The sequence below is a fragment of the Neoalteromonas arenosi genome, from assembly GCF_030362855.1.
Lineage (GTDB): Bacteria > Pseudomonadota > Gammaproteobacteria > Enterobacterales > Alteromonadaceae > Alteromonas_E > Alteromonas_E arenosi.
The window spans coordinates 1,038,942-1,055,621 of the sequence record NZ_JAUCBP010000007.1 but is presented as its reverse complement, the minus strand read 5'-3'; the positions used below and the strand labels follow the sequence as shown (position 1 = coordinate 1,055,621).

Sequence of the window (16,680 nt, the reverse complement as noted above, 5' to 3'; positions counted from 1 at the left end):
ATGTCAGAAAAAGTTACTACAGCTATCCGCGACGCACGCATGTTAATGCGCAATCAACACAGCGGGATCTTATCGACGATAAGTATCTCGGTTGCCGGTTACCCCTTTGGTTCAGTTACGCCTTTTATGTTGCTTGGCAATGGGGACTTGGTGATCTATGCCTCAGATATTGCGCAACATGCTCGCAATATGAAGGCTGATCCCAAAGTGAGTCTATGCATCAACGACGGTAGTGCCGAGGATTCTCAAGCGACCGCTCGCGTGACGATATTGGGCTTGGCTGAAGCCGACACTGTGAGTGATGCGGATATCGAGCGTTATTATCGCTTATTCCCACAGGCGCGAGCCTATAAAAAGGCGCATGACTTTAGGTTCTACACCATTAAGACAACACGTGTGCGTTACATCGGTGGTTTTGGCGAGATCTTTTGGTTTGCCGAAGATATGTGGCGCGATAGCTTTATTGATATGAGTGCAAACGAGTTAGGTGCCATCGAGCACATGCATGACGACCACATGGACGCGTTGCAGGAAATCTATCAGCACGCGATGCAATCTAACAGCACTAGCGAGCCGCAAATGCTAAGTATCTTTCAGGAAGGTTTTCATTTATCCAACGGTGTGAAAACGCTGTTCATTCCCTATGAGCAAGAACTGCAGCAACCCAGTGATTTACGCCACGCAATGGTTGTGCTAACAAAAAAGGCGCGTGGCGTTCAGCCAGAGCTAGAGGCTGCAGTATAAACGTTCGGGGTTAACCCAGACTCTGAAGATAACGGGCCAGTGCAAGCATCGCGTATTGTCCTGCGACTGCCTCTGCGCTGGAATTGTAGTTTGTATTGGTATTAACGTCGTAGGCGTAGCTCTTGCCATCGGCATCCCAGATAGTTTCAATTCCGGCAACCTGAATATTGTTTGCGGCTAAAAAGCGTTCATAGGTGTTGATAAAATCTGGCCGATAATCGGTAAGAATTTCAAACTTGGCTTTTGGCGCGCTAGACGGGCCATCAGTCGGGCACATTTGGTCTTCGATACTGCACACATCGGCTGGACATAATTCAAACCCAGCGGAGGTATCAACCCGAACCCCATAGAAGAATTTTCCGTTGATAAATTCGTGGCGCACTATATAAGGCTCTGGTGCTTTGATGTATTGCTGGATAAGGGTAATTCCATCAACGGGTTGATCAAACTGTGGGCTATCCAGATAGTTCTGCAATGCATCGACATCTTCAAAAAGATAAACCCCTTGGCCTTTACCCGCGCGGTTGTGTTTGGTTATAAAGCTTTCGCCTGCAAAGGATTTGGCCGCTGCAATGATATGAGATTTTCCAACGGCGGCAATCGTTTTGGGGGTTGCGATACCGGCTTGGTTTAGCGCCATATATTGATTGACCTTACTGACTTCTAAACGCAATGCGCGGCTGCCATTAATCACTGTTCTACCATGCCGCTCCAGCCAGGCTAAAACCGCTTCTGTAAATTCAGGTGCAAAGCGGTGATCACGGGTGTGAGATGAGGCACTGATACGATTGTAAAACACGCCTTCAGGGGGTGGTTGAGACAGGTCAATCTCGCCTTCGTCTAAATGCCAGAGTTCATAGTCCAGCGCAAGTTCTTGCAAACGCGCGACGAGATGATCAGTCCATTCATTGTTTTCGTGAATTACGTAAATCTTGCTCATTTTTCGCCTAGTCTTTCTAATCAAAATGCTAGTGTAAATAGACTGTTAGCCTAATTAAAGATCAAGCCAACCACAGTGTGTGCTTCGCGAGGTTAAAAACTACGAAGCTGTGACATGTAATCTGAACTATGCTGAAAGATGCAAATCAGCATTAACCAGTAAGGAGAGTGTGACGTGTCGAATATGCCGTTGTTTGCCAGACAATCGATATTTACAGCTGAGCACGAGCTGTATGGCTTTGAGTTCTTATATCGCGGTGCTAGGTTGGGCAGTGACGATCCCAATGCGGCTCATTTGGCATCTATCGAATTGCTCGACCATATGTGCACCTGCATTTTAGAAGAGAACCTCAATGCCGGTAAACCTTTATTACTCAACGTTGATGAGCAATTTTTACTCGATGACAACTTGTTTCACACGCCGCTAGATAATGTCATTTTCGAAATTCTAGAAACCGTTGAACCCACACCTGAAATCGTGAATAGGGTGCGCAAACTGGCACAAGCTGGATTTAAGTTTGCGCTTGATGATTTTGTGTTTGAGCCCAACAAAACGCCCTTTTTCAAGTATCTAAGCATTCTGAAAATTGATGTGATGGGGATTGATTGGGCGTTAATGGCGAGCAAGCTACCTGAGTTGCAGTTATCAAACTGCTTATTGTTGGCTGAAAAAATTGAATCAGAAGAGGAGTTTGAGCGCTGCAAAGCACTGGGCTTTGATTTATTTCAAGGTTATCACTTAGAAAGGCCCAAACCCATCCACGGCAAAAAATTAGAAACCAATCAGCAAGCGGCATTGCGTCTAGTGTCGGAATTATCTCGGCCCGATATTGAAACCGAAGAGGTTGCGCAATTGATCTCTTTAGATCCTATCCTAACGGTAAAGATATTACGTCTAATCAATTGCCCTTTGTATCAATTGGTACGGGAAGTAAAAAGCGTTCGAGAAGCCGTTGTTATTCTCGGTCTTAATGTCGTTAAACAATGGGCGATTATATTGTCACTGGTTTCGGCCTCAGATAGTCCTCAAGAACTGTTTAGGCAGTTGTTGGTGCGAGCGAAAACCTTAGCATTGATTGGTGAGCGGCAGGCGAAGGAGCAACCCGACATAGATGTGTCAGGGTGTTTTCTCACGGGTATTCTTTCCGGTGTTGATGCCATTTTCGGGACTGAGCAAGGGACCGTGATTCAGCAGCTGACCCTCGATGATGAGGTTAAAAGAGCGTTACTGACACAAGATAACTTTATGGGGCAATTACTCAACGACACGATCGGCTATGAACGATTCGATAGCAGTGTATTTGAGCGTATGAGCGATGAGCAGAAGTTTGCGTTTATTCACAGTTATCAAAAAAGTTTGGTTTGGGCTGACGAAGTACTGCGAAACCTTCCCTCGTAAGCGTAAACGCGTTTATTTGTTATCCTACTAAGTGTTTGATAGCGTTACTGATTAGTAAATAATTAAAGCTGCCGCCACGACTAAGGAACGATTGCCATGACAACAGAAGTATTGGGTAGAACGTATCGCGCCTTTATCAGTTATCGGCATGCAGATAACAAAGCGGCGGGGCGGCAGTGGGCTACCTGGTTACATCAAGCGATTGAAACCTATGAAGTGCCGGATGATCTGGTTGGCACTAAGAATCAGCGTGGTGAAGAAATTCCGGCCCGGATTTTCCCTATTTTTCGCGATGAAGAAGAACTACCTGCGCATGCCGACCTGGGTAATGCGATAACACTCGCCCTGGACCATACAGAGACATTGATTGTGTTGTGTTCGCCTAACGCGGTGCAGTCGACATATGTTGCAGATGAAATTCGTTATTTTAAGCAACTGGGGCGTTCCGACCGGATCATTGCCGCCATCATCGAAGGGGAGCCCAACACTAGCTGGGATACCAGCAAGGAAGCACTGGGTTTTAGTCCGCAAGATGAGTGTTTTCCGGTCCCGTTGCAATTTGAATATGACGAAAATGGGCAAACTGAGAAACGCGCGGAGCCAATCGCTGCCGACTTCAGAGTCAATGCGCAAGGCAAACCCTACCAGGGCTGGACATCACCCGAAGCATATCGCTCTTGGTTATTAGAGCGGGGTGAAGAGACCACCGCAATTGCGACAAAAGTGGAAGCTTACACCGCGCAATTAAATTTAATGCGACTGAAAATCATTGCCGGTATTTTGGGTATTCCACTGGGACATCTTACCAAACGCGATCAAGCCTATCAGCTCGCGCAAGAGAAAGAGCGTGCGAAGAAGTTGCGTCGTTGGTTAACCGCCGTTGGGATGTTAGCTGTTATTGCAATATCAACGGGAATTTGGGCCTGGATGCAGCGTCAGGTAGCTCTGGAGAATGAACAAATCGCCGTCGAGCGTTTACAAGAAAGGCAAATTGCCGATGCCAATCGATTAACCAACGAAGCAATTGAGTATCTGGATGACGGCAACGTTGAAGGCACACTTGAGCGTCTTGATGATGCGATACCTGAAGACATCGCCAACCCCGAGTGGCCTATAAGTGATAGAACTGCGACCGTACTGAATCGCGCTGTTGCATTAACCGAAAGTAATGTGGTTATTCAAACCGATATAAGTGGATTTGCACAGCTCGAAGTCATTGATGAGCACCACCTTTTAGCAATCGATGAAAATAATCGCGCGGTGTTGTATACAAAGTCGGGTGAAAAGCTCAGGGAATGGCAGTTTGGTGCTCAAATGGTATTGCAGGTTACCTCTGACCGTCAACGATTAGTGGGTGCGGCAGTCGTTAGCAAAGAAGAGCCGGCACCCGAGGATCATTTCTGGGATACCCATTACGTTGACTACTTTACGACAAAAACAATCGATATCTTATCGGGAGAAATCCTTTATGAGGTTGATGTAAATGTTGATAAAGCTTCGTTGAGTTACCGCAGTGGTTTTTGGGGAGCTGAAGAGCAATTATTGTTTTCACCTGATGGTCTTACTTTTCTAGTGGGCACTGAAGACTACAGCGAAGATAACGCGAAATATGGCTTTAATGCCTTTAACACCCAAACCGGTGAGGTTCGCTTCTCTGCATCGTTAGATGCCAGTGCACACAGTTTTTTTGCCATCGATAATGACCAATTTGTGGTGCAGCAAATTCGCTATGCGAATGATGAGCAGAGTTACCTCCAACAAGTTGCTCAATATTCAACGTCGTCAATGACACCTAAAATACTTTGGCAATCAAATACCCCAGTCCAGTGTGACAGTGCCGAACTACAACCTGCCGCAGAAAATACAGGTCATGCTTTACGGATCAGTATCAATCGAGAGGCAGATTCAGTTGTGGGCGTGTGGAAACGGCGCGACAGTGATTTCTCATTTTGTTTGAAAACCTGGGCAATAAGCGAAACAGCCGAATCACCGATCATTGCCATTGATTATGCCAGTGATGAGCCATGGAATGAAATCACTGAGGCGGCGGTAAACACAGCGCTGATGAGTCAACCTGTTCGACTCTACCAAAATGGCAGCTTGTCTACGGATATTAATAAGCCAGTTGACTCTGTGTACAACAATAGCGAATTATTGTACGCCGACAAATCCTTTATCTATGCGGATAAGCGACAGCTCCGTTTGCCGAATGTCGCCGGACAAATCGAACAGATTGCGATTGATGCAACTAGCGGCGTGGTTTGGTATGCCGCTGTCGATCGCACTATTCGTAATTTTGCGTTTAGAGGCTCAGAGCAGCGCTTGAATCTGGATTTAGATTTGTTTGACAGCCAAGTCCACGTGCAACAGGAAGCTGTATTTGTGATTGAGACTGAGGCGCGAACAACAGGCAATGATGCGAATGAGTGGCAACATCGCTGGCATTATGCAAATGCGTTAGCCCCCAGCGAGATGCAAACCTTTTATTCATCCGGTATTGACCAATACCCCGAGTTCCACCTATATCCCAATCAAATCCTCGGTATCAGCAGAGTCGATCCCAATGCTGAAGACTTAGATCAGTGGCGACGTCGTGAAGTAAGCATCGAGTTAATTGATGCCAAAACCGGTGTTTCTCGGCTCATTTTTACCATGGAAACTAATTTTATTCAGCAATTAGCCCATAATAGCCAGTACATTGCGTACCTGCATAATGACGTGCTGCAGTTGATTGATTTGGGCTCATTTGAGCAAATGGCTTTACCATTGCCAGCCCCGCATACGCCGTTTGAGGTGTTGGTTTTAGACAACCATATCGTTGTGGCAGCGTCTGATGAGCATACTGAGGAGCCAGATAAACGGGTGATAACACTTTTTCGGTTATCACCCGACCAAAAATCGTTGCAAAAATTTGCTGAAAAGCAAGCTCAAGGCCTTAGCGTAACAACGATGCGTCATGCAAACTCGGCGCTGTTGGAGTGGGATATACGCTATGACAAGCCAAAAGAGTATCAGGCCTTACACAGTGACTTGCAAATACAGGACATTCAAACTGCGTGGCAAGATGAATGGAATTTACGCATGCTCTTAGCCGATGATGCCGATGAGATAGTGGTAGTAACGCCCGATAAATACGTGCAAGTGTTTGATTATGCGGGAACCTTGAAAAGTGAAACGATTACTCAAGGCGATTGGTGGGACAGTCATCTCAGTCATGACCGTAAGTATGTGTATGCTGACGATGAAATCGTTCCTCTTGCGGAAAGACAGGGGTGCCCAATACCGCAAACCCCCGGTTTTGGCACTTGGAAAGTGCAAATGTCTCCTGGTTCGGGGTTTTTAGCATTAGCAGACGACAACTTATGGGTTATGGATTTGCGCAGCTGCACTGTGGCTTACGAGCTACCTATAGGTGTCGCAACGCATGATAATTTTTATATTACCGATACCGGTATCTTGTATCTATTGACGGAAACAGGGTTACAAATTCATCAAACGGTTCAACCCTTACAAGACAATATCGAGTTACTGCGACGTTAAAAGAGGAGGCAGAGTTGACAGATTAATGACTCCGTCTCTGTCAACGCGGCGATGTTATGCGACACAATTTTTTATGTTTACTTACGACGCTTATGTTAACCGGATGTCTGCATCTTCCGGTTCAGCAAATGATTGAAACCCCGCAAGATTCGGCCACGATGATCGAGTTACCCGCGACCGATAGCGATGTTTGGATCGCTGCTCAAGGCATTCCATTGAGGGTCAATTGGTTAGCAGAAGGCCATAGCGAATACGCGTTTGGTAATATGTTTGTCCTGCCGTATGTGATTGACCAACTGCCTTACCTCAACACAGAAGAAAGCCAAGCATGGATTGAGCACATCAATAACACGTATCAACCCGAGCCGGCGTGGGTCTATAACCCCGATAACCGAATGGGGCATTACAAGTGTATGAGTATTTCGGCGGCCACTATTATCAATTGGCACGCATTAAATGTGGGTCAGTCTTTACAACCCTTTACCTCCTGGTTAAGCGGCAAGCAGGAGTCGGGGATTGACCATCGGGCGTTGGATGCCTTGTATTATCAGCGTGCACAACAAGAGGCCTTCGCTGACACTTATGAGTTGCTCGATTTTGAGTTGGACCCCGTGGAGCAAACACCGATTTCTTATCGCATGCCAGCCTTCGCTGAGATTATTTCATTGGCCAGCCAGCAACCGCAGACGACGTTGGTAATTGATGATTATGTCTTGCCGGGAGTTTCGCATACCCTCGATACGACGAAGATGCCGATGCTAACAACGGTTCAAGTATTTGACTATCAGGCGTCTTATGAAGTGCGCGATGACGGTAAAGAGCATACATTACGACTTAAACATGCACTCCATCAATATGGGCCAATCTATGCTGGGATTAGGATCCGTTTTGCTAGCAGTGGCGGTGTGATAACAGACAGCGCCATCGGGCGCTTTTCAATTCCCAATATGTCTGGTCACGCGGTCGTGATAGTCGGCTACGTGGAGCAGGGCGATGACACATACTTTATCTATCGAGAAACCTTCGGTCGCAACGATACTACATCAAGTCAAGGGGGGCCCGCTTATCGAGTATATCCTGCTCACGTATTCAATGAAGCTTATGCGTTTCAATCACAAGCGGGATAATCACTGTGTTTGTGCCCGAATGTAGTTCGCTAATGGTTCATAGTGCTCGAAGCGGGCAAACTCCGCATCGGCTTTACAGCGGGCGGATAATGCTTGCTCATCCATCCACGCTTTGGCATTGGTTATAGAGCCTGTTGCGAGAATTGCGGTAGCGACAGCAGTCTGATTGCCGCAGGTAATATCTAAGTTAGCGTAACTGTATAACGCCGTCAGAATGTTCTCTGCTGCAGCAACGTTATTCGTTCTTACAGCAAGATAAACGGCTTGACCTGCAGTTTTATAGATATCAGTGACCGCAAGTTTCTCCGTCCACGAGGGTATATCTTGAATAGCTTGTAATACCAAACAGCTGTAACAGTTTGTATTCAATGCGGCATATTGGGCTATAAAGCGGTTGACTTGTGCTGCAGAAGCCTCTTTTTCAATCATCCAGTTGATCAATGCTAATGGACGTTGTACGTCGGTCCACGCACGCCAGTGCTCGTGGCCCTTGAGTTCGGTTAATAGGCTTTTCAGTCCTGCATCATTCTGCGCGGCGGTTTTCTGCAATAGGGCGTCACTCATCTGTCGCTTGAAGGCCTCTTCCCAGGCATCTTTAACGTCATCAGCCGCAGGAATTTTAGTGTAGTCAATGGCGAGCAGTTGTGAGGTGTTAGTTACCGGATCATCGCTGCTTGTCTTGAGCACCTGAATTTGTTGAAGATCCGCCAACCATGGGTATTGGGTAGCTGGAATTTGCGTCTGAGGTAACCAATCTTTGACGATTGAGCGTGCCATTAACTCGCGCACCACCTCACTGTCTTCGCTGAAAAACCGTGCCGTCAGATCGAATTCTCTTAAAAACGGAAGTAGCCAAACAGATGCCGCTATATCGCTTATGTTTTGTTGGTTTATGAAATTGATAAACTGTTGCCATTGGTCTTCATAATTAACCGTTTGTGCGACTGCTCGTCCCAGTGTCCGGAACTGGTTGAGGTAAGGGCTCGCGCTACTGTAATGGCGTTGCATTGTGGTAATAGTGCGTTCCGCAACGTCAAACTTTCTCGCTAAGACTGCGCTGATGATTAAGGTTTGATATCCACGGGCTGAGCCTGAGTTACTGGCTTGGTAAGCAATTGCATATGCTTCTTCAAAACGACCACTGTGAATGTAATGTTCGGCAAGGCGCTGTTGTGCCGAGGACACATCCAGAAAACCCTGAGGATCAGAGGCAATGAACTTTTTCACAACCTCAATCGCTTTACTGCGCTGTCCTGTGTCAACGTAGAGCTTTTCAAGCTCCATACTGGGTACTTCAAGGCGATATTGATGTACGGATAGGACCGCTTCATATAATGCTATTGCGCGCTGTGGGTCACGCTTGGCGACCGCTTTCGCAAGCTCATGACCAGTTTTCCAATTATCAGCATACCGTTGCGGGATCGGCGTTGAGGTAAATTCCGACTGCCACCATTTGGGACTGAGGGTGTAGTTGAGCAGATAGTCCTCGGGGACGGAATACTCAGAAGCCTCAAGTGGGGAACCAAACAACAAATCCGATCGTTTAATATGGGCTGCTACCCTGATTGCATCGATACTACTGACTGCCCATTGTGCGGCGAGTTCATTAAATGGATCTTCTAAATAGTTCAACAACGGCACGCCAGGGTAGGCGGCTGACCAATCGATAGCAGTGCGTTTAATTTTATTTTTATACGAGCCTTGCCATCCGGTAGTGCGCGAGGCATAGCGATTAAATGTAATAAATGCGTGCGCTGACTCAGGCGTTGCCGAAGGTACTTCTAACAGTGCAGCTAAGCCTTCATTCAAGCGGCTTACCATATTGTCTCGCATGCCCCAAGCGCGCCACATTGACAGTTTGTAGTTAGACGCTGAAATCAAGCGATGCGTGACTTCCTTTAGAAGCTGATACTGTCTTTGCTGTCGCCTATTGTCGGCTAATAGGATGGGCGCAGCAGTTGCTTGCTGCTCCATTAAATACATCATTTCAGCGGCATAACTGAAACCGTTTCCGGCATCCAAATACCGACTGATACTTGATAAATCGGCATCTAATTGAGCATTGTTGAGTAACAACAAGAATGCATAGCTAGTTACAGAACCTGAATCGCCGCGGTTGAGTTGCATGGTAATACTGGTTTTATTAAATGACGAGACAGTTAAAACACTATCGAGAAACAAGCCATCTTCAGCATGGCGAGTATCGATCATCGATTGCATAGCTTGATCGCGATGAGGGGTAAATTCCATTAACTGCAAGGCGTGCAGAAATAACTCATAGTTCTTCACATCGCCTTTTTCCTCTGGAGCAAGGTAGTCGCTTGTAGAAAACGTACGCAATACGTTTATCTCAGGGTAACGCGTCGTATTTGGCAACAGATTAAGCGCGAATAAATCACGGTAAGCTGATGCTTGCGCCGAGCCAATTAGGGCTTTTTGATCAGCGGTTAGCCCCGTTGAATCCGCAGCTAACAATACATGGGCGATGGCAGTAGCTGCGTGTTGATGCGCTAAAATAGGCGATATGCGGCTACTTAGAATACTCAGCCAATTCCACGCGCGAGCCGCCTCCTGCAAGTACTCTGGTGAAAACTGTTCAACGCCTGGCGCCAATTCATCAAGGCGGCTGTAAACTGATAACAGACCAGAAGGCTGCCATTCTGTAATTGAGGAACTCATGGCGTCGGGAGTCAGCGCATGCTTCATCAACCCTGCTTGACCTGCGGTTGTCGCTATGTAATTGCGTACTTTTCGCAATTCAGTCAAGGAAATTTCTTCAAGTGAAACCGTCAGTGATACCGGCTGATTTAGGCTGGCTGAATGGGTGGTTATAATCAGTTGGTTGTTATTGTGTATGGCCATATCAATCACTAACTGAATGGGTTGGCCATTCATTCGCTTCGCTTGATTGGTTTTGGCATCAACTAAATGACCATTAACCCACAGGTGTGGGTGGGTTTTTTGCGGACTAAATGGACTTGCCGGTCGATTGATGAGTTCATCATGAACAACCCCCATTTTGTATTGGTGTAATAGCGTCAGCTTGATAGTTTCGCGCAGCGCTTGAGCATTAAGCCAGTTGCCAGCGGCTCCGGTATGACTGCGCAAGTGTCCAACTACGGCAATATTTGTCGCTTTGGAAATATCATGAACAGGACCATCTTCGAACCACGTTAACGTTTCAATACTTGCGTCGGCATTGCGTTTCATTGCCAGTGCTTGAAAGCTATTTTGTTCGATATCACAATCACAGCCCCCCATCGATTGGCAGCGTTGAAATAGTGCTGTCTGTGGGACTGGCGACAAACCTTCGACTAGGCTAGGGAAGTAATTGCCACAGATAAGTAAGCTGTACTCGCTATCGTGCCATTCAGCAAAAACATCGGTTGAGCCAGTCAGATCATGCAAATCAACTTCAAATTGTATGCGTCGAGCCAGTTGATAAATATCGCTTCCCGCGGAGCAATCTGTGGAATCTGTGCCGTACTGACATAGCCCGGGTTCGTCACAAACACCATCAAAGGCATACTGGCAGCTATCAGCAGCGGAGGTGGTCACTCCACAATCAGTTGAATCGGTGCCGGTAGCACAAGCATGTGGTTCGTCACATTCGCCGTCGAGCGCAAACTGACAAGAGTCATCGGCTAATGACTGTGAAGACAACAATAGGCAGGCAACTAACGTTAACCATGTCAAAATCGATGAATTAGTCATTACTGCCTCCTGCCGGTACAAGCTCAATACGATGTGACAATTCGCGGATCCGTTGATTTGGGCTTAGCTCCATATCAATAGTTTCAGTAATGGCAGGAATCAACTCAACCCCTTCAATCGGTTTTATACTGACCAGGTTATACCTTTCGTATAATCCCTTGTTGCCGGTCATCACCAACTGCGTTCCGTGTATCTTGCCTTTGTTGTAATACTTGCTGGTATTGACCTCAGACTCGAAGTAACGGGTGCCGTTGTTTACATTAATAAAGCTGACTTGGTTGCGGCTGTAAACAACAAGTGTATCGTCAGCCTGAGAAAACAATAGGCCGTATATGGCGTCGATTGACTGCATACGCCATACCAGCTTTTGCTCATCTATACTGCCTGCGTAAAGCGAAACCGTGCCATCGCTTTCGCCGACGGCGATAAGCGAACCATCGGAACTTATCGCGATGCCTCCTACACCTAATTGGCGCTTGTATTGCTGCACAACTTCACCGCTGAGCTCATTCCAAATATAAATGTAGCCATCGACATCGGATGTAAGCACGTTTTGACTATTAGGCAAGACGATTAAACCAGTAACTGCGCTTTCGTGTTGATAAAAATGTACCGGTGTATTGAGTGGATTATCTGTATCAAATATCTCAACTCGACCATCGTTATATGCAGCGAACAATTTGCTTGTATTGACTGAAAAAGCCAAATGTTGGATGTAAGATTGCGTTATTGGCAAAAGTGTATTGTTACCCGAATCTCTGTCTTGCAGGGCTAGGTAACCATTTTGTCCCCCAAAAGCGATGTACTGCTCATTCGCTGCAAGGGCGTAAAACTGATTACCACCTACCGCACTAGATTCATAAAAACCATACAGTTCACCGGAATACCATCCGCCTAGAGGCATGGTGTACACTCGGTTGAGCTGAAAACCACCAGCAATTAACATTTCGTTATCCAGTAACAATGTGTCGTATAAATTACCGTTCAGGGCCTCAATCGACTCTGGCAACGGTGTATGGTTTTGCGCGGGTAAACGCCACATTTTGAGCCGAGTGTCATCAGCTGCAGTGATCAAGGTCTGGCTAGGGGCATTCCAGTCTAATTGCGTAATAGCGTCTTTGTGCACGGGAAATGTTCGCAGCAGTGATTCGCTGTTGAACTCAATCAATTCACCGTTGGCGGCACCCGCTAGCCAACGATCACTGGCATGGACTACCGACTCAATACTGTCGGTGTGAAGTTGTAAGCAGTTTAAGTCATCATCGCCAAAGGTCACACTTTGATACAAGTACTCTTCGGTGTAGCTATGCTCCCATACACACACTTTACCGCTATCTAATGCAATCGCCATAGCACCACCTTGTGGGTCAAATGCGGAATCATTAATGGAGTATTTGGAGTCACTGAGTTGCATTGCACGTACTGCGGTACCGGTGGCTAAATCAGAAAATACGATTCTGCCATTACCACTCACTGAGATGACTACAGTACCCGATGCATTCAGCGCATAAGTATGTTGTGGGTTGATCACCATCGATATCGAGTTAACCCTGCTATGATGCAAACTTGCCTGGTAATTGACTGTTTGCTCAGAGATGTCAATTGCGCTTAGGTGACCGCGTTCGTCGCCAATAAGTAGCGTATTTTCAGTGGCATAAAATGCACTCGTTGTCGCTCCTTCAAACGCGCTAAACTCGTGAGCCAGCGTCAAATCGTTGGTACGCCATATTTTAACCGTCTCATCTTCGGATGTGGTTGCAACAAAATCTCCAGACGGACTGATTGCGACAGCATTAATATTATCTAAATGAGCTGTGACGGCAGCTTTGGGGGTTAACGATTCACTGTCATAGCGATAGAGCATTTCGTTTGAACCAACAAACACCGCTGCCTCACTGGCGGCGACCACAACATCCTCAACCGTTCTACCTGGTGTGGCAAGTCGCGTATTCAAAGAGCTTGGATCGATTTCGAACGCACGGCCCTTGTCATTGAACACCAATAGGCCATCATCAATCGTCACTAAGGCTTGCAACCAACTGGGTTTTAATTGCGTTTGTCGCAGTATTTTGAGGCTGTCTTTATCGACTTTTAGCAGTTCGCCATTATAACCGCCGATAAAAATTGAGCCGTCATATTCAAGCATCGCAGTGTTGTGCATTGGCTCATCGATAATAATCGATTGTTCGATTTCACTCGTTTCAGTGTTCCACACGGTTAGCGCATTTTGTGAGAGAAAGTAAAGGTTGTTGCCGGATGGGAAAAACTGACGACCGGCATTAACACCTACATCGTGAATACTGACCTCGGTGTAGTTGTCTCCACTTAGCTCAACCAAAGTATTACCGCTGTGGCCAATAAAAAGTTGCTCTGAAGTGTCTGAAACAAACTGAAGTGCATAGATGTCATTTTCAGCGGGGTCGGCGTATATCGTTGATTTACTATTGTCCGCATTGGAGTACAGCATGACTTCACCGGTATATAGGCCTAATGCCAGTAATTGTCCGTCTTCATGCACCGCTAAAGCGCGGATCTGATCATTGTCAGAGTCGGATAGAATGCGCGTAGCTCTAAGTTTATTGTCTTCGTCAAAATCGAGTTGCCAAATATCTCCTCGGGTATCGCCAGCGTAAACCCACTGACCATCAGCAGATGCCGCCAAAGCAGAAATTGCATACTGGCTGGTTTTGTGATGTTCAAATGCAAGTCCTTTATCTGTTGTCGTGATCACATATAAGCCTCCTAGATCGCTGCCGACAAGGGCGACGCCGCGCTCAGCTAAAGATAGCATCGCCCAGGTGGGCTCTAACCCAGTCGTCGCTTGGGCTACAGCGAGCGGCATTTGATTGAGTAGCTGCCAAGTTTTAGTCTCGACTTGCGGAGTAAAGTTGCGCTTGAGTGATTCTTTGTAGTACAGCAGAGCTTTGTCTTTTTCATCGCGATCGGCAAATGTGTCGGCTTGTGCCGCCAGCGATACAGCAAGTGCCTGCTGCGCTTCTTCACGCGCGAATTCTGCTTCATCCTTTTGCTCAAACGCTTGCCAACCAGCAAAAATAGCAATGACCAGTAGCAACGAAGCAACAATTAAACCCTTGCGCGTTAGCTCCGCTGCGCGTTTTTGTGCCATGGCTTCTTTTTCTTTAGCTTCAGCGAGTTGCTTGGCTTCGTTCAATGCTTTGTTTTTGATCGCGTCTTCGCGTTTGCGGCACTCGTGCAAGTATGCGTCATCGCTACTCGAGAAGAAATTCGCCATATCTGTGCGCGCACGCAGAGCTTCAGCATCTTCAAGTCGACCGGCGGTGTGGTTCAACCAATCGTCCGCACTGTTGTTAGCGAGCCAATCGCGTGTCGCTCGCTGCAGTGATTCAAGTACCATCAATGCGGCAAAATCGTCTTCCAACCAACCTTTCAGTAAACCCCATTGCCTTAACAACGCCTCGTGGGCGGGTTCTACGGTGATCTCTTTCTCTGTATTGATATCCGTTGACAGTAGGCGCTGTTCCACTAAGAGTTCGACTAACGGATGTGCCTCTGAAGGGATCTCAGACATTCGCGCAATGCGACGACGAGGTGCTTGTGTTTCTGGATCAATACCGGCTAACCAAGGCACAATAGCGCGCCGCATCAATGCCTCTAACGCACTTCTGTCACTGGGTAAACGCGAGTCTTTTAAGGCGCGCTGAAAGACTTCCTCGGTCGCTGCGGTAATCGCACCGTTGATGCCGCCCAAATCGTGATATTCTGCAAGTGTAAGGTCACCGTCGGCACCATAGTCTTTGTGCAGGCGCTCTAATGTGAACGCGAGTAATGGCAACGCATCTTTACCACTACCTTCATCGAGGTCCTTCAATAGAGCTTCAGTTAAAGCAGGTTCTATGTCTAATGGGTTGCCAGACTCATTCATCCGCTTCGCCGGGCCTTCAATGACCTCTTGATAAGCGCCTTTGGGCATAGGTGCTAGACTAAATGTCTGCTGCGAGACATCCGAAAAGGTCTTATAGGCTTGCAGTGTTTCGTAGCTGTCCGAGCGGATAGTAAAAAGTACAATGATTGGGAGTTCATCCTGCACCGCCAAACGCTTTAACAGCTCCAACAGTTTGTCAGCTTCAACTTCGCCTTCCCCCATGAAAAGCTCTTCTGCCTGATCAATACTCAAAATCAATGCGGGCTTTTGGGCGCTATCAAACAACGCAACCGCTTTGGTTTTCTCGCTGTAGTAATCACACAATAAGGTCATCAATTGGGTAAAGTGAGTTGCAGATTCACCTGCGTTTAATACGAGTTCGCGCAATGCTGCTCGGTTTGTCGAGATCTGACTAGCAGAAAAACACTCGAGTAAGGTATTCGCCAAGCCTGAATCGCCAGTAATCGCTGCATTTTCAGGTCGCATGATGGGTAACGGGACAAAATGACGTTCGTCGCGCGACAATCGCGGCATGATACCGGCACGTAAAAATGATGATTTACCCGCGCCCGATGCGCCTAAAATAACCATGAACCGAGGCGGGGGAAGCTCTTTTAAACCACGCAGTCGCGCCAGTAGTTCTATAGTTGGTGCCTCGCGACCGAAGAATATACCCGCATCGCAGGACTCCATCGGCAACAACCCGCGATAGGGCGGGCGAAATGGGTCGCTAGATGGTGGCCATTCAAAAAACTTAGGATCTAAACCCGCTTTTACTAATCCGGTATGTAGTCGAGTGAGACCTTGTTTGGAAAAATGAACGTGACGTTCTTCATTGGTATACGGGTGGACGACGCGGTGAATTTCATGGTCTGTACCGGTGGCCAGTTCAACAAGTTGCCACGTACTGGTGAGCTCTTCAGGCAGATTGCCAATATCGAGCTCTTCCATAAGCAAGCCGAATAACTGTTTATTGAGACGTCGAGCTAAGCGATACTCTTTGCGGCACCACTCAGATTCCAACCATTTTTCGGTAACACAAAATAATACGGCGTCACAACGATTAGCGGCCTCGTGGAGTGAACGTTCCCAGCGCTCTCCAGCGGCTATACCGCGCTTTGGATCGAGGTCAAGGAATAACTCATCCCAACCTTGTCCCAGCAACCACTCTTGAACGGCTAACGCTTCAAAGTTATTCGCACTGGAATGGCTGATAAATATCTTCGACACGGACTTTTGCCTTATTGTTGTGCGCGCTACTATCAGAAATACAGCAACTACGTCTCCCCAGATGATTACAATATAAGCAAATT

The 16,680-nt window shown here is 47.1% G+C and carries 7 protein-coding genes; 4 read left to right on the top strand and 3 right to left on the bottom strand.

Annotation, left to right across the window (positions count from 1 at the left end):
* Entirely contained in the window at positions 1-744 is a 744-nt protein-coding gene (locus tag QTP81_RS11040) for a HugZ family pyridoxamine 5'-phosphate oxidase (RefSeq protein WP_289365512.1), read from the top strand.
* Between the two features lie 10 nt (positions 745-754).
* Here the strand turns inward: QTP81_RS11040 and QTP81_RS11035 are convergent, their stop codons facing one another.
* Complete coding sequence (locus tag QTP81_RS11035) at positions 755-1,684, bottom strand: ATP-grasp domain-containing protein (protein WP_289365511.1); 930 nt, start codon at positions 1,682-1,684, stop codon at positions 755-757.
* A 183-nt stretch (positions 1,685-1,867) separates the two neighbouring features.
* On the opposite strand from QTP81_RS11035, the gene QTP81_RS11030 reads away from it, so the two are divergent.
* The 3 genes from QTP81_RS11030 to QTP81_RS11020 all read left to right on the top strand — a co-directional run bounded on the left by QTP81_RS11030 (position 1,868) and on the right by QTP81_RS11020 (position 7,749).
* Entirely contained in the window at positions 1,868-3,082 is a 1,215-nt protein-coding gene (locus tag QTP81_RS11030; protein ID WP_289365645.1) for an EAL and HDOD domain-containing protein, read from the top strand.
* Positions 3,083-3,178: 96 nt separating this feature from the next.
* Positions 3,179-6,622 (top strand): toll/interleukin-1 receptor domain-containing protein, encoded by a 3,444-nt coding sequence (locus QTP81_RS11025; protein ID WP_289365510.1) that lies wholly within the window; start codon positions 3,179-3,181, stop codon positions 6,620-6,622.
* Between the two features lie 56 nt (positions 6,623-6,678).
* Positions 6,679-7,749 (top strand): hypothetical protein, encoded by a 1,071-nt coding sequence (locus QTP81_RS11020; protein ID WP_289365508.1) that lies wholly within the window; start codon positions 6,679-6,681, stop codon positions 7,747-7,749.
* Here QTP81_RS11020 and QTP81_RS11015 read toward each other — a convergent pair whose 3' ends face one another.
* Both QTP81_RS11015 and QTP81_RS11010 read right to left on the bottom strand, forming a co-directional pair.
* Entirely contained in the window at positions 7,750-11,463 is a 3,714-nt protein-coding gene (locus QTP81_RS11015; RefSeq protein WP_289365507.1) for a tetratricopeptide repeat protein, read from the bottom strand.
* Positions 11,456-16,597, bottom strand: coding sequence for an nSTAND1 domain-containing NTPase (locus QTP81_RS11010; protein ID WP_289365506.1), 5,142 nt, complete (start codon positions 16,595-16,597; stop codon positions 11,456-11,458). Before QTP81_RS11010 ends, QTP81_RS11015 begins: the two co-directional genes overlap by 8 nt.
* Positions 16,598-16,680 lie beyond the last annotated feature (83 nt).